This window comes from Alteromonas salexigens (genome assembly GCF_025628895.1).
Classification (GTDB): Bacteria; Pseudomonadota; Gammaproteobacteria; order Enterobacterales; family Alteromonadaceae; genus Alteromonas; species Alteromonas salexigens.
This window is the reverse complement of the sequence record NZ_JAOTJC010000008.1, coordinates 317944-340327: the sequence shown is the minus strand read 5'-3', so window position 1 is coordinate 340327 and position 22384 is coordinate 317944. Positions and strand designations below refer to the sequence as shown.

Sequence of the window (22384 nt, the reverse complement as noted above, 5' to 3'; positions counted from 1 at the left end):
TTCCTCATATGTGATTTTTAATGTACCAGATTCACTAATCTATAAATCTTAGCATTTGGCTAGGAAAGGGAGTTGGTGGATGCGTATTAATGAGGAACTGCGCCTTATCATTAACAAGCTCATGAATTGCAGCAAGAACTGCCAGGCGGCGTGTTGATAAAAGTGCAGCCTTGGTTCATCTCGTATGTATAAACCATTTCCACTCAATTTAACTAAGCGCAATGAAATAAATGATTCACTCTACGCCCTGGCATGAAGTGATTGATTACCAACTCCTACTCGATAACCAACATCATCTATGTAGGATGCAGCATTAAAAACCTTCTGCACGCAAATAATATGGAAGGCTCGCTAACCTGCGCGCGTCTATTAACTTTTAATTTACGCAATCTACCATGTAAACAATAAGGTCGAAAGCACCTTGAAAAGTAAATTATCTTCCCCAGAGGGTATTCCTGAGAAGGCTCAGTAATATACGACTTGGAATTTGATAGGTTTAAACCGCTCAAATATCTTTTTGCATGGGAATTTGACGTTAAATGTCTGCATCAGTTTGTTATTTGAAACTTCGCGGTGTTTTAACCTATAGCCGCTATTGCCCGTAAACCCCGCTGTGACTCTTGTATTATTGAAGACTTGTGTGAGTTTAAAGCAAAACCGACGAATAACTGCGCGACTTACCCTGTGCTCGGGCATCCACAGGGCATTACTTACAAGGCTCGCCGGGCGTCGCGGAAAAAGAATACAATACGGTAGTTAATTACCTAGCTCATTCGAATAACCCGCAATATGGTCTGAGGCAACCTCAAGACAGCGCTCAGTGCGGGCTTGCTCCCGCCGACGACATATTTCATACCGGCCCGGGGTGTCTGTTAGCTTCAGCCAGTCTTCCTGTGAAATGGTCGGTGACTGACGCCCATTTATGCGCGTAATGATGTCACCTTCCTGAAAATCGGTTGTTGCGCCAGCCATGTCTGGCATGACATATCGCACTACAAAATTATCTTGTCGGTTTTTACGCAACTCGAGCCCGAGCAAATTGTACCGGCTCTTAAAACTATGCTTCGGGTAATTTCGCACAATAAGGTGACCGGTATGGTAGTCGAGGATGGTAATAAACTGGCTTAAAGCAGCGCTCCCTATTACCCAGAAGTCATCGGGGTCTTCTGTTTTGATTAAGTTGGTTTTCACATTATTTAGGGCCCAGTCCCCCACCTGTACTTGCGGCAATGTGACCCGCTGATGCACCGCTCGACCGCTCAGGCCAAAATCTGCGCCGGTAACACTACGCTGCGATAAAGAAATATCCTCTTCATCCAGATACGTTTGATTGAGTTTGAAAAAATGACGACTACCGGTGTCTATTAGAATATCGCGCTCGACTGTATGGCGGGGGTTAAGTGTCACCTTGGCCGGCACAGACAACTTACTAAAACTTATATCGAAGGGGATGGCGATATCGTTCTCGTCTGCTGAAAAAGATTGCGGACTTACATCAATGCGGTTGTGCTTTTTGTCAAACCGCCAGGCAAAGTGACGGAGTATGTCATGGCCCAGCACACCGTCGATGATGGCTTCATTGGGACTGGCATAGTATCGGGAGTGAGAAACAGGCAAGTAGGCAACATTCACGTCCTCAAAGAAGGCCTCCTCAAGCGCGAGTGTGGCCACCTGTGACTGATACACCTTTGAGTCCTCCTGACTGCCCCACCCGCCTACCTGTAAATCATAGCCTTGCGGCAGGTTCAGCGCGCGTACCTGGGGGGTGTCCATGAAATAAGTCAGCGACGCGCCGCTATCAATCAGAAAAAGAAAACCTGACTGCCCGTTTACCTCAACATACACGTGCGGCTTTTCACCGATATAGTGCGTCTTCAGTGGAAGGTGCTCCACGTCTGCGGGCCAATTGACCGTCAGGTTGTCATTGGCGTAGCGCATCCTGACGTGACTGGCGACATTGCATGCGGTTATAGAAACAACTACTGCGGTGAGAAGTAATACCCGAAAAACCATTGCCTGTTCTCCATTAAAGGCGTTCAGGCTTTAGCGTAGCGCTGTTTAAGTGCCCAGGTGTATCAATCATCACGAAAAGTGTAACCATTTACGTCATACCTGACTCAGCCTTACCTTTACAACGGTAATTTAAATTGCACCCCGTATTAAGGTTACCGGACGTTAAAAGTAAAACGGTCATTTTCTCACACCCCAGCCTGGGCTATGCTAGACCCAGATAACGGACTACCAGGATGACGCTATGCGCATGTTACACACCATGCTACGGGTGAAAGATCTCGATGCATCACTGCACTTTTATACCAATATTATGGGCATGAAACTGCTCCGTCAGTCTGAAAATGAGGCGTATGAATATACGCTGGCGTTTGTCGGCTACGGAGAAGAAACAGATCAGGCCGTACTTGAGCTGACTTACAACTGGGGCGACCACGATTACGACATGGGGACGGCGTTTGGCCACATTGCATTTGCAGTAAACGATATATACAGCTTTTGTCACACGCTCGAATCCAACGGCGCAGATGTGTACCGCAAACCCGGACCGGTAAAAGGTGGCAATACCCTGATTGCGTTTGTCCGTGACCCGGACGGCTACGCCATTGAATTAATTGAACGCGCGGAGTAAACCATGCCAACCACCTTGCGAACTGCCGTTTGCATCATCCTGCTGGGGCTGCATTCAGTCTCAGTGGCAGCGTTTGATATTATTGCCCACCGCGGCGCTTCAGGCTATCTGCCGGAGCATACTCTGCCTGCCGCCGCTCTGGCACATGCTCAGCGTCCGGACTTTATCGAGCAGGATGTGGTCATAAGCAAAGACAATGTGCCCATTGTCTTGCACGATATTCACTTGGAAACTGTGACCAATGTGGAAACCGTATTTCCACAGCGGGCACGTGAGGACGGTCGCTTCTACGTACGCGATTTTTCTTTATCTGAGTTGCGGCAGCTGCAGGTGCATGAACGTACCAGGCAAAACGGCCAACAGGTATTCCCTGAACGCTACACTGGCCACGTCGCGAATTACCGTATTGCGACTTTGGTTGAACATATGGAGCTGATTAGCGAGCTTAACCGGCAATTAAATACCAATATCGGATTTTATACTGAGATCAAGGCGCCAGCCTGGCATCGTAAGGAAGGTGTGGATATCAGCCAAATTGTGCTCGATACCTTTCGCAAGCACAAACCCGGTGCGGATAACGCCAGTGTATATATCCAGTGTTTCGACTTTGCGGAAATTAAGCGTATCCGTAACGAGCTCGCCTATAGCGGGACGCTGATTTTGCTGGTGGGTGACAATGACTGGCCGGACGTCCGGAACGATGTGAACTGGCTATTATCGCCCGACGGTCTGAAAGCGGTAGCGGCAGTGGCCGATGGTCTTGGTCCGTGGATACCTCAGCTGTTTGACCAGCAGGCATTACGCGCGGGTGAACTTAAGGCGCGTCCCTGGGTGAAAGACGCCCGCCAGGCGAAGTTACTTATTCACCCTTATACTTTTCGGGCTGACGCACCGCCCGTGGGAATGACAGCCGACCAGGTGCTCCCGGCGCTGATAGATGTTATTGAAGCTGATGGGGTGTTTACCGACCAGGTGCCGCCGGTCAGGCAGTTTTTACAGCAGTAGGTCTTAGCCGCACCGGCTCATTAGAAGGCGGTTCAGGTTTAACAGGTTTAGATGTGACTTAGGGTGTAACGTCAGGACTTTGAAAGCCGCACCACTACCCGGCGGTTTTGCGCGCGGGTATCGGCATGAGTATTCGGCGCTACGTGTCGACGTTCGCCGTGCCCGGTAACTTCAATGCGATCTTCAGGCACCCCAAGCGCACTGAGATACTGTTTCACCTGATTAGCCCGGCGGATTGACAGCTGCTCGTTATTCCAGCGACCGCCGTAACTGTCGGTGTAACCGTCCAGCAGCACCAGTTCCAGTTGACTATCTTCTTTCAGGTATTCGCCAATCATAGTGAGCCGCTTTTCTGCGTACTTAGTGAGTTCAGTGCTGTTTTTTTCGTAAGACAATACCGTATAGGCAATATCTTCAAACGCAAACGGCAACAAGTTTGATACACAGTTCACAAATTCGCGATAGCGAGGCGTAAAGTTACTGGCGTTTAGCGCAATGCTGACCTTATCGTAAGGGTTGTACCAGTCTTTATAGTAAATAGTGGGCCAGTAACCCTTTTCGAGTTCCGATAACATGGTCCAGGCGGCTTGTTCCGGCAGATCGCCCGGGTACTGGGTACGCAGCGTCATGTCGGCAATGGGCCTGGGTGCCCTGCCCGGCATCCATTTAGGCGGCACGGAGTAAACGCCCGCTACCTCAAACTTTTTTGGCAGCAGGTGCATATCCAGCTCAAATTCCATATTCAGTTGCTTCGAGGCCACACTGGTAAACTGCGCATCGCCGTAACCCGGAAGATCATGGTTAAGCGTACACTGAAGACGGGAAGCTTCTATTACGCGCCAGTCGGACGACTCAACAGACGCAGCATACTGTCGCATTGCAGCATTACTTACTGTGCTTACCAATAGCAGTCCGAGAACAAACAAAGGCTTCATGTTGTTTTACCTACATCGCATTCTGATCAGAAAACACCGGATAACGGGTATCAATACCACAAAGACAGACTTACAATCCGATATGTTTAGTATCGCCTGTTGTGGCGAAAAGTTTAGCACAGAATAGCGACAATCTTATCGTCGGCACCACAAGGGTAGATAGCTGCCCCCTTTGCTGCGATAATTCCGTTTCAGCCCGCGCCCAGCGGCTGACAGTCTTACTCCGGTGACCCTCGGGGTGGGTTATCTTTTTCGCAGTAATAAAATGAGAGTGTATGTCTGAACAACGTCCTCAATTGTCTTCGCGGTTTCGCGGCTATTTCCCGGTGGTTATTGATGTGGAAACAGCCGGCTTCAATGCCAGTACCGATGCGCTGCTGGAGCTGGCAGCGGTCACCCTACGCATGGACGATGACGGCGTACTGCATCCGGACCAGACCTTTCACCGGCATATAACACCGTTTGAAGGGGCAAACCTGGAACCGGCAGCACTCGAATTCAACGGTATTAACCCTGACTGCGCGCTGCGTGGGGCGGTGGACGAAACTGAAGCCATGAAAGAGCTGTGTAAGTTTATCCGCAAAGCACAGAAAGCCGCGGGCTGCCAACGCTCAGTGATCGTGGCTCATAATGCGGCGTTTGATCAGGGGTTTGTCAATGCGGCCATTACCCGCAGTGGCATTAAGCGCACGCCGTTTCATCCGTTTGTGTCATTTGATACTACCAGTCTGGCCGGCCTGGCTGTCGGTCAGACGGTACTGGTAAAAGCCTGTGAAGCCGCCGGAATTTCGTTTGACCAAAAAGAAGCTCACAGTGCGCTGTATGATACTAACCGTACTGCGGAGCTGTTTTGCTATATTGTGAATCGCTATCACGCGCTGGGTGGCTGGCCTCTGCCTCCTGCCCCGGACACAAAGAATGAAGACGAGAGCACCTCCGCAGACACAGATAATTCCGACGCACCTGACTAACTAAACAGGCAGCCACAAAAAAGCCCCGCTAAAGCGGGGCTTTTGACTAGCTCAGAACCAAATGGTTACAGCGAGTCAGATTCTTCTGACAGATACTTCGCCACGCCTTCAGGCGACGCATCCATACCTGCTTTACCTTCTGTCCAGCCAGCCGGACATACTTCTCCGTGCTCTTCATGGAAGCTAAGCGCATCTACCATACGCAGCATTTCATCGATGTTACGGCCCAGTGGCAGGTCATTAACGACCTGGTGACGTACATCACCTTCGGCGTCAATCAGGAATGAACCACGGAATGCAACACCCGCTTCTGGGTGTTCAACGTCATAGGCCTGACAAATTTCATGCTTGGTGTCGGCAACCAAGGTGTATTTAACCTGACCAATACCGCCTTCGTTTACCGGCGTGTTACGCCACGCGTTGTGCGAGAACTGGGAATCGATTGATACGCCAATCACTTCCACACCGCGCTTCTGGAACTCTTCAAAACGCTTGTCGAACGCGATCAGTTCAGAAGGACATACAAATGTGAAGTCCAGAGGGTAGAAAAACAGAACCGCTTTTTTACCTTTAATGGCTTCGCTTAATGTGAAAGTGTCTACAATTTCTCCGCTGCCCAGGACGGCTGCAGCTGTGAAATCCGGGGCTTTGCGCCCGACTAGTACGCTCATGATTCACCTCATAGTTTACTGGTTATTATAGTGCTGCCTGCTATGAGCAGCTTTGGTGACAACGCCACCTCGCCGCATATATTGGTGCGAATGCGAAAATTACAAGGCACAGTTTCAGATTTATCGGTGAGCGCGTGTGGTATTGGGTAAAGTGACGTCAGTTTCTTCCCCGCCGGCTTCATAAAAGCCGGACCCCCACATTTTTATTCGATCCCTGTCTGGGTCAGCTAAATGTGGACACCCACCTTTTTCAGTCAACCGTCAGCCTCCGTTGCCGGTAAAACTGGACACCCACCTTATAGAGCTCGCCCACCATGTTTGAATACCTACTTTCTATCGACTATCAAACCACGGCACAACCAGGTACACCTTTGCTGGTTCGCTTCCTGTCCGGTTCAGTTAAATCTGGACACTCACACTTCTTCGACAATCGTCAGCCTCTCTTACCAATACACCAGGGGGTGGGAGCTCTTTCCAACTGGTGACGTGGCACGAGTGGATGTCCACTTTTAGATCTTGTGAGTGTCCTTTAAAGACCATGTGGGTGTCCATTAAAGACCAACTGCAAAATGTGGTTGTCCATTAAAGGCCAACTGCAAAGTGTGGGTGTCCACTTTTTATGAGGTGGTAAAGGTTAAAAAACAACATTGGCGGTAAAATTCAGTTGATCTGATCTTGAATAACAACTATTATCATTTGCAACGAGACAAGAGGGTTTACCGATGTACGTATGTATGTGTTACGGGATAACAGACAAAGCTATCCGCAGCGCGGTCGAAGAAGGCGGTGTGGGAAATATGCGTGAACTGCGCCAGCAGCTCGACGTAGGTAGCCAGTGTGGTAAGTGTATCCAGATGGCACAGCAAATCATCGACACCACGATCATCGACGAAACCCTGTTCAGAGACGTTGGCTAGATATTTATCCCGTCCCCACGCTCCCCTGTTTCCACCACTTTCGCAATATAGTCACCACGCCCAGATTGCTGAGGCATAGTAAAAACGCCCATTGATCCCGCTTGGCGAAGTGGGCGGATAAAGCGCACCGACCACCCCCTGATGAGGATTCTCCTCGGGCAGTTCATTAAACAAATTCTGTGCCCCCACCGAGAATGTCAATTTATCGGTAACTTGCCAGGCCGCTTCTGCATCGACGGTAGTCACCGCGCGCCCCTCTATATCCATACCCGCAGATGCATCCAGGTGGTCTTCGTAAAACTTGCCATAGTAATTTATCCGCCAGTTAAGAGCCACAGACTGCCATTTCTGCTCCAGTGACAACGTGGCCCGGTGTGCTGGCAGATTATCTTCCAGCATGCGAATACGCTGCGCCGATAAGTTTGGCAGCATAGCCGTCTCGCCGCTCTCCAGCCGGGTAGGATACAGCGTCACGCGCTCGACCTGCGTATCAGTCCAGTTGTAGGCACCTATAAAGGTATGGGCTACCGATCCGATGTCGAAGGCATAATGCAGTACCATGTCGATCCCCTGAGTCTGGGTATCGAAGTCATTGGTAAAATATTTGGCGGCGTTATATTTGCTGGCATCGGGGCGGCCCTGACTTGCCAGTATGGCTTTATCTTCATCAGTCAGGGGGATGGCTGTGGTGGTACTGATGCGATCCTGAAGTCTGATATTAAAATAATCCAGCGTGAAATACAGTGACTCATCCCAGTACGCCACAATGCCCAGGCTGAGATTTATCGACTCTTCTGGCTCCAGCGGGGTGGCACCAAGCTGCACAGAAATGAGATCGGTAGGCGGCAAGGTGGCCTGATCTTCTAAGCCGTTAGCGCTATAAGCGGTAGTCACATTTATCACATTACTTTGCCCCACTGTGGGGGCTTTGAAACCGGTACTGACAGACCCTCGCAGTGCCAGTAAATCATTTATGGCGTAGCGGCTGGTTAGCTTGCCATCGAAGGTGGAGCCAAAATCAGAAAAGCGCTCAACACGGACCGCCAGCCCCATTTGCCACTCGGGTTGCAAATATAGCTCTAAGTCAGAGTACAGTGCCCAGTTACTGCGACTCCAGTGTCCGGCTGACTGGGGCTGATAGCCCGGGAATCCGTTAGATCCAATACTAAACCCCTGTGCGATCCCCGTCACCGGGTTGAATGCGTAAGGCCCGGCCTGCCATGAGGCAGTATCTCCTGCTCGCTGATGATAGCTCTCTCGCCGCCACTCGGCTCCGGAGGCTATACTGGCCGGTTCTTCCAGGCCGGTGTCGATAAGCTTTACAAGGTCAATATTGAGGGTTCGTTCAACCTGACTGACTGATCCCGGGGAGAATGAGAACGGCGATTCCGGTCCCATTGATGGGTTGACCGTTCCGTCCAGTGTATAACTGATATCCGAATAACCCAGGCTGGCACTCATATCCATCGACCAGCCGGAATTGAAGTCATGGCGGACACCGGCAAACAACGAGCCATCCGTAATGGTACCGCCGAAACTGGGAGTAAAGCCCCCCGGGAACCATTCGTTAAAGGCAAAACAGTTTTGACCCACAGCGGTATCAGGTGCAGCTATTTGCTGATAATTGGGGTCATCCAACAGATTACCCTCATTAATAAGCACCCGGGGACAGGCAACACCCACATCGACCCCATCAAGATCGGCAACCAGCAGTTCACGTTGAGAAGACCGATCCGGGTGGAGGAACACCCCCACCCTGCCTTGCGGATTGCGAAAATAGAAACCGCCGGCGATATCCCGGTAGGCCGCCGTGCCAAACGCATAGCCTTCGGTCTGCGAATTAATTGGCCAGCCCAGGTTGGCGGCAAACTTTATGTCGCGATCCACATCCAGCGTCCCCCATATCTGAGCGGGATCAGCCACGAAACTATTGCCTGCTTCAATCAGCGTAGTTGCATCATCCCGCTGAACGGAACGCGACGTGGCTTGCTGTTGGCGATACTCGGCAGTCAGGTTGATGAACCCTTCATCGCCAAGTGGTAACCCTACATTGCCCTGAACCTGTACCATTTCGCCATCGCCCTGACTGTACTGACCGCCTTTCACTGCCAGGCTGCCGCCCTTAGCATCATTTTTTAGTGCGAAATTTATTACGCCAGCAATGGCATCTGAGCCGTATTGCGCCGCGGCGCCGTCTCTCAGCACTTCCACTTGTTGCAAGGCGTAGGCGGGGATCACTGAGACGTCCGGGCCCTGGGCGCCGTCAGAAAGCCCGCCACCGAGGAAGGTAATTACGGCTGAACGGTGACGGCGCTTTCCGTTGAGCAGTATGAGCGTATGATCTGAGGCCATACCCCGTAAATTTGCAGGGCGGACCAGGCTGGTAGCATCGTTAATCGGCTGGTCATTCACGTTAAGCGAGGGTACCAGTACGCTGAGCATAGATAACACATCGCTACTCCCCTGGCTGGACAGGCTGTCATGCCCAATCACATCCAGCGGCACCGGGGACTCCACCACGGAACGGGCGGAACTGCGTGTACCTACCACCGCAATACGCTCCAGCGGATAATCCTCATCGTCGTTTTCGTGCGTGTCGGTTTCTTCTGCCAGCTGAGTCTCCACGGTGGCCCGGGAGCGTACACTCACCTTTCCCTGCTCGTCCACGACCATCGCCAGTTCTGTTCCTTGCAGCAGAATAGCGAGTGCCTCGGCCACGGTGTAGGTACCGTTCAACGGATTAGTTGTGATTTTTTCAGCCAGTTCTGGCGGGAACAGTAACGTGGTGTTTGCCTGGCGGGCAAATTCAGTCAGGGCGTCGTCTGCCGACTGCGCGGCAATATCAAAAGTGAGCGTGTTGTCGCTGGCCTCAACCCGTTCTGCAAAGACCAGAATCAATGCCAATAGCAGGCGACCACGTGCCCGGTGACCAGCTCGACGCAAGCAATAGCGAGAAAGAACGGAAGGTATCAACACAGTTACTGACAATGGTTAGTTAGTTGTTTTTATTGATTCTTCCATAGTGTCACACTATTTTAATCTCTGCCAGATGCAGACAGGAATAGCTCCTGATGTGGTCAGGAGCTCAGACCACAGTTAACTGTTAGCTGCCTTACTTAAGGTGATGGTGGTTTCGCTGACTTTTTCATGGGAGATACCAAAACTGTTTTCCAGCGCACTCAATAAGCCTTCAATATCGCCCACTTTGAAATAGCCAGCTACGCGCCGCTGTTTGAGTGTCTCGTCAGCGATAGAAAACCGTAATGGTGTATAACGGCCAATCTCAGCTAACACCCTTTCCAGTGATTCGCCTTTAAACACAATCATGCCTTTCTGCCAGGCAAGATCATCTTCGATGGCATCGGCGGTTAAGTTTTGTTTCTTGTCTACGTCACCTTTGATGGTGGCTTTTTCGCCAGAGAACATCAGTAAGCCTTCGCCTGTGACCGGCTTACTTGAAAATAAGGAGGCTTTAGCAGGAGCAGCAAAGCGGTCTTTTACCATCACCCGCCCTTCTGTCACTACCAGCTCAAAGGCGTTGTCGTCGACGAACTGCATATTGAATGCGGTACCTACAGCGGTAACGGTGTTATTGCCTGCCGTTACGGTAAACGGACGTGAGGAGTCATGAGCCACGGTAAAGTGAGCTTCCCCTTTAAGCAGCACAATGTCGCGCTGAGAGTCTGTCAGACTGACCGTCACTACGCTGTTAGTGTTTAGATGAACGATGGACCCATCCGCCAGCGTCAGGTTTTTCTGCTCGCCAATACCGGTGGTCACTTTCTGAGTGGCGTTGACAATTTCAGTGGAAGTGGACAACCAGGTACGGTCGACAATTAGACCAGTCGCCACTGCCATCAATAAAAATCCGGCAGCAATGCTCCAGCGCGCCTGCTTTACAACCCGTTTTACTTTCCCTGACTCTTGCTTGACTTGTTTGCGGGGGAACAGGCCGCTCAGCTCATTGAGTACGCTCATATCATCCCATAAACCGGCGAACTCCAGCAGCGCATTGCGATGCGCACTGCTTTCACCAAGCCATGCTTCAAGCTCAGCACGCTCGGTGTCGCTAAGACCGCGATCCAGTTTACTCACCCACAAGCAGGCCTGCTCCTGAATATCCTCCTTACTGGAGAAACGTCGAATATTAGTCATAATGATTACTACGTGTGTCCTGTTTGCGGGTTGAAGTAAGCCCGCCCTCACTTTTCTGCTGAGGGTTATCAGCCAGATATCTCGAACATAACAGCAAGCCTTTGGCAACATGCTTTTCTACTGTGCTTTCGCTGATCCCGATTAGGTCAGCAATGTCCCGTTGACGCATGTCGTAGACCTTTTTTAATAAGAAAACCCGCTTTACCTCTGGCGACAGGGTATCTGTCGCGCGGCAGAAATGGATAAAACGTTCCTTACTTTCTACATTTTTCTCAAGACTGTAGCCCACCAGCTCCTGAGGCAGATGGTCCATACTTTCCATCGATTGATTTAGCTGGTTAGCGGCCTTAGCTACATGGTTGAGCGCAAGATTCCTTGCTGTTCTCAGCATGTAGGTGCGCTCGTAACTGATTTCCTGTTTGAGCTGCGCCTCGTAACTTTTGATAAACGCTTCCTGTACAATATCCTCGATATCGTCCTGGTTTACGATAGCGCCTACCACCCGCCGCAAACGGGTACGGTATTTTAAATATGTAGCAGCCAGTGTCGACTTATTGGTCATAGTTATTGTCTTTGTAATGTCCGTCGCGCTTTACACTTTTTGCTATATTGCCAGTAACCCGCGTGCGATACCATCAAAGGCTGCGCAGACCACTGGCAATATAGCAGAGGGGCTAGCGCCCCTCTGTACCAGACTTAGCTACCTTAGAAGGTGTAAATTCCCCGCAGGTAGTAGAAGCCACCGTTAATACCAATAGGTGAAGTAGTTGGGTATGCCGACCCGGCTATTTCATTATCCCAGTCCACGTTGCGGTCCGGATATTCATCCAGTGCGTTCTTCGCGCCCACGATGAAGGTGAACTCATCAGTAAAGTCGTAACCCACTTCTAAGTCCAGCGTCAGTTCAGACCCTACGTTATTGATGGGCAGGCCGGAATCCAGGTGGTCCTCGTAAATACTACCGAAGTAGTTTACCCGGGCCAGGAAACGCCAATCGCCATTGGTGTGATTCGCAGTGGCACTGTAGCGTACGGCTGGCAGGTTATCTTCCAGCATGCGGATGCGCTCAGCAGAAATGTTGTCTGACGCTTCATCGACGGTGGTGGATGTCCAGTTATACGCCAGTGAGAATTTGGTGTTCCCGCCCAGCATGTCCATGGCGTAGTTCGCTACTACGTCAACACCTTCCGTTGTGGTATCGAAGTCGTTAGTAAAGAAGCTGATTTCTGAGAAGCTGGACGCGTCTCTGACGCCCTGCTCAACCAGCGTTTCAATGTCTTCCTCGGTCAGCTTGATACCAGACGCCGTGCTCAGACGGTCAGTTACTTCGATGTGGTAGTAATCCACGGTCAGGAACAGCCCGTTGTCAAAGTCGGCAACCATACCGAACGACAAGCTTTCTGACTCTTCTGGTGTTAACTGCTCACCACCTTTTAACTGTGACACAGGATCAGTCGGTGGCAATGTTGCACGGTCAATCAGTTTACCGTCGGTACCAAAGGCCGTAGTTACGTTACGGACATTACTTTGACCCAGTGTGGGCGCCTTGAAGCCGGTAGAGTAAGCACCACGGAAGGCAATACTCTCCATAGCCTGCCAGCGGAAGGCGATTTTGCCTTTGGTGGTATCGCCAAAGTCGGAGAAGTCTTCATAACGCAGCGCACCGGCCAGCATTAACGACTCGGTGACATAGGCTTCAACATCCAGATACAGCGCATGATTATGACGCGACACCTCACCCTGGCTGTTTGCCGCCAGGCCCGGGAAGCCGTTAGACCCTATACCGAAACCTTGCAGTGCCAAAGGTCCGATTTCGTAGGACGCCGGATCCCCTGCAATGCTTTCATATGTTTCATGGCGGTACTGATAACCGGTAGCAACAAACAGCGGCTCATACAGGCCCACATCAAACGGTTTAGTCAGTCCGAAATCGAACGTTTGTTCTGACTGGATATATTTGCCGGGTTTGAATGAAAACGGCGTGTCCGGACCGAGCGAAGGGTTCACCGTGTTATTGATGGCAAAATCAACTTCGTTCTGGCCCAGGTTTGCACTGATGTCGTATGAGACTTCATTAGCCAGCTCACCCCGGGTACCGAATACCAGTGACATATCGGTTACCGTGCCGCCAAATTTTGGTGTGAAACCACCAGGCAGGATTTCATTAAACGCGAAACAGTTAGCCCCAACCGCAGTACTGTTGTCGGCAATCAGGCCATAATCAGCATCGTCCAGCACGTTGCCATCGGTGATGCGTACAGTCGGACACTCTACACCGTTGTCCAGGCCGTCGAGATCGCCCACCAGCAGTAAGGGCGTACCGTCATCGTCGGTGCCACCGTCGTAAACGCCACCGCGGGTGTGCGGGTTACGAAAATAAAAGCCACCCTCAACTTCCCGTTCTGCATAGTTACCAAACAGGTAAGCCTCGGAGTGGTCGGTCAGCTGCAAACCCAGGTTAGCAAACAGCTTAATGTCATCTTTAATTTCCGGGTTACCCCAAATTTGCGCAGGATCTGCCACAAACGAGTTGCCGGCTGCAACCAACCCAGCCGCGTCATCGCGCTGGACACTACGGGATGTGGGATCGGCGGTACGATATTCAGCGGTCAGGTTAATAAAACCGTCTTCGGTGAGCGGCATGCCTACGTTGCCTGATACCTGCACCATGTCGCCGTCGCCCTCATAGTAGGAGCCATACCGGGCTTCCACTACGCCGCCGCTATCATCTTCTTTCAGTACAAAGTTGACCACACCGGCAATGGCATCGGAACCATATTGTGCTGCAGCGCCGTCACGCAGTACTTCTACCTGCTTCAGTGCGAATGCCGGGATAACCGATATATCAGGCCCCTGAGCGCCATCTGACAGACCGCCACCTAAGAAGGTGATGACTGCCGAACGGTGACGGCGCTTACCGTTTACCAGCACCAGGGTATGGTCAGAGGCCATGCCCCGCAAGTTGGCTGGGCGCACCAGCGTAGATGCATCGTTAATGGGCTGGTCGTTTACGTTAAATGAGGGCACTACCGTTTGCATCATCGACACCATGTCGGTGGAACCCTGATTCTTAAATGCTTCGTCAGAAATAATGTCGATAGGCACGGCTGATTCGCCCACTGAACGTGGTGCTGCCCGTGTACCTACTACCGCAATTTGCTCGACGTCTTCTGGAGCTTCCGCTTTCTGCTCTTCCTGAGCAAGGGCAGGACTGACTGCCATAACGGACAATGCTGCAGATGCAGCAAGTATGGTGCGAACATTCCTCGTAAGCAGAGATAATGATGTTTTCATAGTGATTTCCCGGATGTGGACGCGGGTCTGATTTACTGTTCGGCAGATGAACGATCAGCCCGATAATTGTCATTTTTATAAACCTTCAACACTGGCTGAATTTCAGCCAGACAAGGGAGTTATAGAGCGTTAGAATCCGGAAAACAAACACTTTTTAGTAAAACTAAAATATATTTTTAGGACGTAGAGGATTCGCTTTTCTGAGCTGTCTAATAAGAGTTCGGGGGGGGGGAAATAGCGTAATAAAAGGCGTTTCAGGGGCAATATCCGCCGGTGTGATGATTACCACTTCAGGCGTCACCACATGCTAATAAAAAGCCGGCAGGCGCCGGCTATTTATATTTTATTCTGCTGACTTGGTTTTCGCAGCTGATTCTTTTATCAGTGGTTGCAGCTCATTTTGCTGGAACATCTCAATGATGATGTCACAACCACCTACCAGCTCACCGTCTACCCATAATTGTGGGAAGGTTGGCCAGTTGGCATATTTGGGTAATTCCGCGCGGATATCCGGATTTTGCAGAATATCTACGTAAGCGAACTGCTCGCCACATGACATCAGGGCCTGAACCGCCTGTGCAGAGAAACCACAACTGGGAAGTTTCGGCGATCCCTTCATATATAGCAGGATCGGGTTTTCAGCAATTTGCTGTTTAATTTTTTCGACTGTATCTTGAGTCTCAGTATTTTCCATTCTGTCCTCTCGGCAACGTAAATGTACCCTGAATGTGGGCATGAATTGCGGTTTTTCAAGGCTGGCCAGTATATCACACACAACCCGTTGGCGGGAATGCTGGCCGGGGGGGGCAATCCTGCATCAGCCACACACAAGGTTTGACCCGCGGCGGTGATCTGTTTTAGCGTTTTCAGGCTATGATCCTGAATCGAAACAGGTAAAAACCCGCTAATCCGCCTTCCTCAGCGGAGCGGCTCATAAAAATTCATAACTTTGTCATTGGGTTAGAGAAAATCATCCCAATATTCAACGTAGCTGAGACCAATTGTCGGGCATGTAAGCAGGCTTTTTGTAGGCCCGACAGCTAGATTAAACCAACATGGAGACTCGTATGGCTTTTGAATTACCAGCATTACCTTATGAAAAGAACGCTCTGGAACCACATATTTCTTCAGAGACCCTGGACTACCACTATGGTAAGCACCACGCGACCTACGTAACTAAGCTTAACGGCCTGGTTGAAGGTACTGATATGGAGAACAAAAGCCTTGAGGAGATCATCAAATCTTCAGAAGGCGGAGTGTTCAATAACGCGGCGCAAGTCTGGAATCACACCTTCTACTGGCACTGCCTGAGCCCGAATGGCGGCGGCGAACCAACCGGTGAGCTGGCTGATGCAATTAATGCAAAATGGGGCTCTTTCGCGGACTTCCAGGCTGCGTTTAACGACAAAGCGGTAAACAACTTCGGCTCAAGCTGGACGTGGCTGGTGAAAACCGCTGACGGTTCACTGGACATCGTGAATACCAGCAACGCGCACACGCCCGTTTCACAAGACGACGTGACGCCAGTGCTGACTGTCGATCTGTGGGAACACGCGTACTACATTGACTACCGTAATGCCCGTCCTAAGTACCTGGAAGGCTTCTGGGCGCTGGTTAACTGGGAATTTGCGTCAGAAAACTTCGCCAAATAAGGCAGGTTTACACGCTAAAAAATGCCCGCAACCGCGGGCATTTTTCTTTGTCGGCAACGTGTGCATCAGGTATCCAACGCCCTCACTCAGCATGCACTTTCTCGTATCCCTCCGGGCCGGCCTGTTTTTCCACAGCCCGTCTTCCCCCGTTCCACTTTGGTGCAATAGACCAAAGGCTAACCCTTCGTAATTCCTAAAGAAAAGTTCCATTTTTGCTTATACATTTTGCGCGCGCATTATTCCCAAAAACATTATAAATATCTCTCGTTTTTCCAAATACCGACTAAGCTAAAAATACGGGCATCCGTTTTTTTCTAGGGGTATTCATGGGAATTTTCGAACATTATCAAAACCGTTATGAAGAACGAAAGCAGGAAGAATTCACCATTGAGGAATTCTTGGATATCTGTAAAACAGATCCCCTTGCTTACGCGAATTCTGCGGAACGGCTACTGAAAGCCATCGGTGAGCCAGAGATGATAGACACGTCTACCAACCCAGCGCTAAGCCGAATTTTTTCTAACCGTGTGATTGCACGGTATCCCGCCTTCCATGAGTTTTACGGCATGGAAGAGTCCATCGAACAAATTGTTGCTTACCTGCGCCATGCGGCACAGGGGCTGGAAGAGAAGAAGCAAATATTATATCTGCTTGGCCCGGTAGGCGGTGGTAAGTCGTCGCTGGCTGAACGCCTTAAAGAGCTGATGCAGAAAGTGCCCATTTATATTCTTAAAGACTCACCGGTTAATGATCATCCTTTCTGTTTGTTTGATGCAGGGGAAGACGGTCACCTACTGGAAAAAGAGTACGGTATCCCTAAGCGCTACCTGAAAACGATTATGTCGCCCTGGGCCCGCAAGCGCCTGCACGAGTTCAACGGCGATATTACCCGGTTCCGGGTCGTCAAAGTTTATCCCTCAGTACTTGATCAGATTGGTATAGCGAAGACCGAGCCTGGTGATGAAAACAATCAGGACATCTCCTCTCTGGTTGGCAAAGTGGATATCCGTCGCCTTGAGCAATACGCGCAAAACGATCCCGATGCATACAGTTATTCAGGCTCATTGTGTAAGTCTAATCAGGGCATGATGGAATTTGTGGAAATGTTTAAAGCCCCGATTAAAGTTCTGCACCCATTACTTACTGCCACACAGGAAGGCAACTATAACCCCACGGAAGGGTTTTCGGCGCTGCCCTTCGACGGTCTCATTCTGGCCCACTCAAATGAGTCAGAATGGCAAACGTTCCGTAATAATAAGAACAATGAGGCGTTCCTGGATCGGGTGTATATCGTCAAGGTGCCCTACTGTTTACGGGTTAGCGAGGAAATCAGTATATACCGCAAGCTGATTGATAACAGTGAACTGGCAGGCGCGCCCTGCGCCCCTGATACACTGGAGTGTCTTGCGCAATTTACCGTGCTTTCACGCCTCAAAGAGCCTGAAAATTCCAGCATCTATTCTAAGATGCGGGTCTACGACGGTGAAAGCCTGAAAGATACGGACCCGAAAGCCAAGTCGTATCAGGAGTACCGGGATTACGCCGGTGTCGATGAAGGCATGGAAGGTTTATCTACCCGTTTCGCATTTAAAATTTTATCGCGGGTGTTTAACTTCGATCATCAGGAAGTGGCCGCCAACCCGGTCCACCTGTTTTATGTCCTGGAACGGCAGATAGAACGTGAGCAGTTTCCTCAGGAAGTCGCCGACAGCTATCTTGAATATCTGAAAGGGTACCTGATCCCCCGCTATGTGGAGTTTATTGGTAAGGAAATTCAAACGGCGTATCTGGAGTCGTACTCCGAATATGGTCAGAACCTGTTTGACCGCTATGTGACCTATGCGGACTTCTGGATCCAGGATCAGGAGTACCGGGATCCGGAAACCGGCCAGCTGTTTGACCGGGAGTCTCTGAATGCAGAGCTGGAAAAAACCGAGAAACCGGCAGGTATCAGTAATCCTAAAGATTTCCGCAATGAAATCGTGAATTTTGTCCTGCGGGCCCGGGCCAACCACGGTGGTAAGAATCCGGCCTGGACCAGTTACGAAAAACTGCGCACCGTGATTGAGAAGAAAATGTTCTCCAACACCGAAGACCTTCTGCCTGTTATTTCTTTCAATACCAAAGGCTCTACCGAAGACAAGAAAAAGCACGACGATTTTGTCAATCGGATGACCGAAAAAGGGTATACCCAGAAACAAGTGCGGTTGCTGTGCGAGTGGTACTTACGCGTGCGTAAAGCATCGTAAGGAGGCTGTAGCGAAGAAGAAGGTGCTTATGGCGCATTTTATAGACAGACGTTTAAACAGTAAGGGAAAAAGCACCGTTAACCGACAACGCTTTCTGAAGCGATACAAAAGTCAGATCAAGCGTGCGGTGTCGGATGCCGTAGGAAAACGTTCAGTGACCGATTTGGAAACAGGTGAGGAAATTAGTATTCCTACCCGGGATATCTCTGAGCCTGTCTTTCATACCGGTAAAGGGGGCAAACGGGATGTAGTGCACCCGGGCAACGATCAATTTACAGCCGGAGATAAAATTAATCGTCCGCCTTCTGGTCGCGGTCAGGGCGCCGGTGAAGGCGATGCCAGTGACAGTGGTGAGGGCGAGGATGAATTCGTCTTTTCCATTTCAAAAGACGAGTATCTGGACTTGCTGTTCGAAGACCTCGCCCTACCCAATCTGAAGAAGAATCAGTTCGACAAAGTGGTGCAATACGAAACCTACCGGGCAGGTTTCCAGACCGATGGCGTGCCCAGTAACCTGGATATTGTGCGCTCACTGAAAGGATCAGTAGCCCGGCGTATCGCTCTTACCGGCAGCGATCGTAAGAAACTACGTGAGCTGGAAGCTGAACTGCAGGCGCTAAAGGAGGATAAACACGACAATACTCTTAAAATCATCGAGCTGGAAAAAGAAGTAGAGGCCCTGAAAGCTAAGATCGCCAAGGTGCCATTCATTGACACCTTTGATCTGCGCTTTAAAAACTATGACCGGAAGCCGGTACCCACCAGCAAAGCTGTTATGTTTTGCCTGATGGACGTATCCGGTTCAATGGATCAGGCCACCAAGGAAATGGCCAAACGCTTCTACATTTTGCTTTACCTGTTTCTTACCCGCACCTATGAAAACGTGGAGGTGGTCTATATTCGTCACCATACCCAGGCCAAGGAAGTGGACGAGCACGAGTTTTTCTATTCTCAGGAAACCGGCGGCACTATCGTCTCCAGCGCGCTGAAATTAATGGACGAAATTGTTAAAGCACGCTACGACAGCAGTGACTGGAATATTTATGCCGCCCAGGCGTCCGACGGCGATAACTGGGCCGATGACTCCCCGCAGTGTCGTGACCTATTGATGAATCACCTGCTGCCCGTCACCCGCTACTTCGCTTACATCGAAATTACCGAGCGTCAGCACCAGAGCTTGTGGCGGGAATACCAGAAGGTGGAAGACGTGATGGATAACTTTGTGTGTAAGCACATCCAGCAAGTCAGTGATATTTACCCCGTGTTCAGAGAGTTGTTCCGGCAATCTGAACAGAATGCAGCGGCGGGAGGCCACTATGGTAGCTAAACCAGAACGCAAGACACATCAACTTGATGATGGCCCGGACTGGACCTTTGACATGCTTACCCAGTATGAAACGGAAATCGACCGCATTGCGAAAAATTTCCGGCTGGATATTTACCCTAATCAGATTGAAGTGATCACTGCTGAGCAAATGATGGATGCTTACGCCAGTATCGGTATGCCAATTAATTATACGCACTGGTCGTTTGGCAAAAAGTTCATTCAGACCGAGCAGCAGTACCGGCGTGGCCAAATGGGGCTGGCCTACGAAATTGTGATTAACTCTAACCCGTGTATTGCCTACCTGATGGAAGAAAATACCATCACTATGCAAGCCCTGGTAATGGCGCATGCCTGCTATGGGCACAATTCGTTTTTCAAAGGGAATTACCTGTTCCAGACCTGGACAGATGCAGACTCCATTATCGACTACCTGGTCTTTGCCAAAAACTACATTTCCCGCTGTGAACATAAATACGGCACCGAGGAAGTAGAGAACGTACTCGACTCCTGCCATGCGCTTATGAACTATGGCGTAGACCGCTACAAGCGGCCGCAAAAGCTGTCGTTACAGGAAGAGAAGTCGCGCCAGAAACAGCGTGAAAAGTATCTGCAGTCGCAGGTTAATGAACTATGGCGCACCCTGCCCAATGCCAAGGAAGCCGACAAACCCATGCAGCGCCGCTTCCCGGCCGAGCCGCAGGAAAATCTGCTGTATTTTATTGAGAAAAATGCACCCCTTCTGGAATCCTGGCAGCGGGAACTGGTGCGTATTGTGCGTAAAGTATCGCAATATTTTTACCCGCAAAAACAAACCCAGGTCATGAACGAAGGCTGGGCCTGTTTCTGGCACTACCATATTCTTAACCAGATGTACGACGAAGGGCTGGTGAGCGACCGTTTTATCATGGAGTTCTTGCACAGCCACACCAGTGTGGTCATGCAGTCCGAATATAACAGTCCCTACTATTCAGGGATCAACCCGTATGCACTCGGCTTCAACATGTTTATGGACATTAAACGGGTATGCCAGTCGCCTACTGAAGAAGACCGCTACTACCTGCCCGATATCGCTGGCAAGGACTGGCTGGAGACTGTTCACTTTGCTATGCATAACTTTAAGGACGAGAGTTTTATCAGTCAGTTTCTCTCCCCCAAACTTATTCGTGACTTCAAGCTGTTTGCGGTGGAAGATGACAGCGCCAAATCCTATGTCAGTGTGAGCGCAATTCATGATGAACAGGGCTACCTGAAAATACGCGAGAAGCTGTCAGCGCAGTACAACCTGAGTAATTTGGAGCCGAATATTCAGATTTATGATGTGGATGTGCGTGGCGATCGGTCACTTACCCTGCGCTACATACCGCAACACGGGATCCCGCTGGCAGACTCGAAAGACGAGGTAATGCGCCATTTACACAGGCTCTGGAAGTTTGATGTAAAACTGGAGCAAGAAACTGACGATGGCGAAATCGAGGTGCTTTGTCACTGTAAACGACCGCCTAATGCGGCCTAATCAGTTGTCGATATGACAAACCACTGCCAGGTAGCGACTATCGTTACTCATATGTAGTCGTGAGCCGCCATTCGGGCAGTACTGGCTGATATCCAGCCAGGGCTGCCAGCCAAGCTCGGCCGGTAGCCCGCTTTCGCTGACAGAGGCCGCCGCCGGCGTCGTCTCTGTATTATAAATTTCTTCCGGGATCCACCGCCATATTGCCGCGCCTTTCACCACGATAGCCTCCCCTTTCGGAGTCCAGGCATGATAATTCACATTCACCGGCATGCGGGTTAGCACATTGCTGATCCCCGTCGCCGGATCGTACCCCATCAGGGTATCGGGCTGCTTGTCAGGCGCCGGATTTTTGGTATAGGCGAACAAACCGGTATCGGGAACAGGCCACAGGCTGGCGCCAATGTGTTCATCCACCGTGTCCCCTTCACTGTTGAGCGGTAGTCGCTGTAAGATATGCGGCTCTCCGAGCACGAACGCTAATACTGAGTGGCTGTCCAGCCACACATGGTAACCGATAGGCTCAACGTCCAGCAGACGCTCCTGTCGCGCGCCCTGCTCATCCAGCGCCCATAACCATTGCTTTCCTGCTTCATCTACCAGAATAACGGACAGACCGGTGCCGTCAAACCGGGGCGTGGGGGAATACTCAGACGTTGCTGACCGGGTCAGATTCTCATGGAAGTGACGGAACATGTCGTAGCGGAATACATCGGTTTGCGACTGCTCGTTTGCTGTGACCATTTGTGTGTAGTACAGGGCATCACCAGACTGGCTGAAGTGCGGCTGGTTTGTGTAGGCTGCATTGTCGGTGAGCTGACGGGCGTCAGTAATCTGGGTTTCCCCTTGCATCTGGCTCAGTGTAAATAACCACAAATCAGATGACTGGCTCTGCGCTGCGAGCTTTCCTGATACAGCTATCAGGCCCGTCAGAAATATTGTGCGCCATACCGATCTCATCTTATTCCCTGCTGTCTGTGACATTCCTGCCGATACCATACCCTGCCACTATGTCATAGTAAACGTCCGGTTTGCCGGAGAGAAATACAGGTACAGT

General features: G+C 50.6%; 18 protein-coding genes. 9 read left to right on the top strand and 9 right to left on the bottom strand.

The window, feature by feature from the left end; genetic code table 11:
• Positions 1–585: 585 nt before the first annotated feature.
• The gene (locus OCL06_RS16215; protein WP_373318483.1) at positions 586–756 is read left to right on the top strand and encodes an iron-sulfur binding domain-containing protein; all 171 of its coding nucleotides are present in this window, start codon (positions 586–588) and stop codon (positions 754–756) included.
• On the opposite strand, the gene OCL06_RS11055 is transcribed toward OCL06_RS16215, so the two are convergent.
• Positions 757–2013, bottom strand: a complete 1257-nt coding sequence (locus OCL06_RS11055; RefSeq protein WP_262994498.1) for an aspartyl protease family protein — start codon at positions 2011–2013, stop codon at positions 757–759.
• 241 nt (positions 2014–2254) lie between these two features.
• On the opposite strand from OCL06_RS11055, the gene gloA reads away from it, so the two are divergent.
• Positions 2255–2641, top strand: a complete 387-nt coding sequence (gene gloA / locus OCL06_RS11050; protein ID WP_262994496.1) for a lactoylglutathione lyase — start codon at positions 2255–2257, stop codon at positions 2639–2641.
• Between the two features lie 3 nt (positions 2642–2644).
• Complete coding sequence (glpQ, locus tag OCL06_RS11045; protein ID WP_262994494.1) at positions 2645–3646, top strand: glycerophosphodiester phosphodiesterase; 1002 nt, start codon at positions 2645–2647, stop codon at positions 3644–3646.
• Positions 3647–3717: 71 nt separating this feature from the next.
• Here glpQ and OCL06_RS11040 read toward each other — a convergent pair whose 3' ends face one another.
• Positions 3718–4581 carry a flagellar protein MotY gene (locus OCL06_RS11040; protein ID WP_262994492.1) on the bottom strand — a complete coding sequence of 288 codons (864 nt, stop codon included), beginning with the start codon at positions 4579–4581 and terminating at the stop codon, positions 3718–3720.
• A gap of 275 nt (positions 4582–4856) precedes the next feature.
• On the opposite strand from OCL06_RS11040, the gene rnt reads away from it, so the two are divergent.
• Positions 4857–5552 carry a ribonuclease T gene (gene rnt, locus OCL06_RS11035; RefSeq protein ID WP_262994490.1) on the top strand — a complete coding sequence of 232 codons (696 nt, stop codon included), beginning with the start codon at positions 4857–4859 and terminating at the stop codon, positions 5550–5552.
• Between the two features lie 65 nt (positions 5553–5617).
• On the opposite strand, the gene OCL06_RS11030 is transcribed toward rnt, so the two are convergent.
• Positions 5618–6223, bottom strand: a complete 606-nt coding sequence (locus tag OCL06_RS11030) for a peroxiredoxin (protein ID WP_262994488.1) — start codon at positions 6221–6223, stop codon at positions 5618–5620.
• Between the two features lie 722 nt (positions 6224–6945).
• Here OCL06_RS11030 and OCL06_RS11025 point away from each other — a divergent pair.
• On the top strand, positions 6946–7140 hold the full coding sequence (locus OCL06_RS11025; RefSeq protein WP_262994486.1) for a bacterioferritin-associated ferredoxin: 195 nt from the start codon (positions 6946–6948) through the stop codon (positions 7138–7140).
• A gap of 51 nt (positions 7141–7191) precedes the next feature.
• On the opposite strand, the gene OCL06_RS11020 is transcribed toward OCL06_RS11025, so the two are convergent.
• The 5 genes from OCL06_RS11020 to OCL06_RS11000 form a co-directional block, all read right to left on the bottom strand.
• The gene (locus OCL06_RS11020; RefSeq protein ID WP_373318482.1) at positions 7192–10050 is read right to left on the bottom strand and encodes a TonB-dependent receptor domain-containing protein; all 2859 of its coding nucleotides are present in this window, start codon (positions 10048–10050) and stop codon (positions 7192–7194) included.
• Between the two features lie 186 nt (positions 10051–10236).
• A complete protein-coding gene (locus OCL06_RS11015) occupies positions 10237–11295 on the bottom strand; it encodes a FecR family protein (RefSeq protein WP_262994482.1) in 1059 nt (352 codons plus the stop codon).
• Positions 11288–11857: an RNA polymerase sigma factor gene (locus OCL06_RS11010; protein WP_262994480.1), complete on the bottom strand. Its 570-nt coding sequence runs from the start codon at positions 11855–11857 to the stop codon at positions 11288–11290. The genes OCL06_RS11015 and OCL06_RS11010 overlap by 8 nt, the downstream gene beginning before the upstream one ends.
• Positions 11858–12000: 143 nt before the next feature.
• A complete protein-coding gene (locus tag OCL06_RS11005; protein WP_262994478.1) occupies positions 12001–14589 on the bottom strand; it encodes a TonB-dependent receptor plug domain-containing protein in 2589 nt (862 codons plus the stop codon).
• A 343-nt stretch (positions 14590–14932) separates the two neighbouring features.
• Complete coding sequence (locus OCL06_RS11000) at positions 14933–15283, bottom strand: Grx4 family monothiol glutaredoxin (protein WP_262994476.1); 351 nt, start codon at positions 15281–15283, stop codon at positions 14933–14935.
• 373 nt (positions 15284–15656) lie between these two features.
• Here OCL06_RS11000 and sodB point away from each other — a divergent pair, with 373 nt between their 5' ends.
• The 4 genes from sodB (at position 15657) to OCL06_RS10980 (ending at position 21330) form a co-directional block, all read left to right on the top strand.
• On the top strand, positions 15657–16241 hold the full coding sequence (gene sodB, locus OCL06_RS10995; RefSeq protein WP_262994474.1) for a superoxide dismutase [Fe]: 585 nt from the start codon (positions 15657–15659) through the stop codon (positions 16239–16241).
• A gap of 326 nt (positions 16242–16567) precedes the next feature.
• Entirely contained in the window at positions 16568–18490 is a 1923-nt protein-coding gene (locus OCL06_RS10990) for a PrkA family serine protein kinase (protein WP_262994472.1), read from the top strand.
• Positions 18491–18518: 28 nt separating this feature from the next.
• Complete coding sequence (locus tag OCL06_RS10985) at positions 18519–19817, top strand: YeaH/YhbH family protein (protein WP_262994470.1); 1299 nt, start codon at positions 18519–18521, stop codon at positions 19815–19817.
• Positions 19807–21330, top strand: coding sequence for a SpoVR family protein (locus OCL06_RS10980; RefSeq protein WP_373318475.1), 1524 nt, complete (start codon positions 19807–19809; stop codon positions 21328–21330). The genes OCL06_RS10985 and OCL06_RS10980 overlap by 11 nt, the downstream gene beginning before the upstream one ends.
• Here OCL06_RS10980 and OCL06_RS10975 read toward each other — a convergent pair whose 3' ends face one another.
• The gene (locus OCL06_RS10975) at positions 21331–22287 is read right to left on the bottom strand and encodes a TolB-like translocation protein (RefSeq protein ID WP_262994466.1); all 957 of its coding nucleotides are present in this window, start codon (positions 22285–22287) and stop codon (positions 21331–21333) included.
• Positions 22288–22384 lie beyond the last annotated feature (97 nt).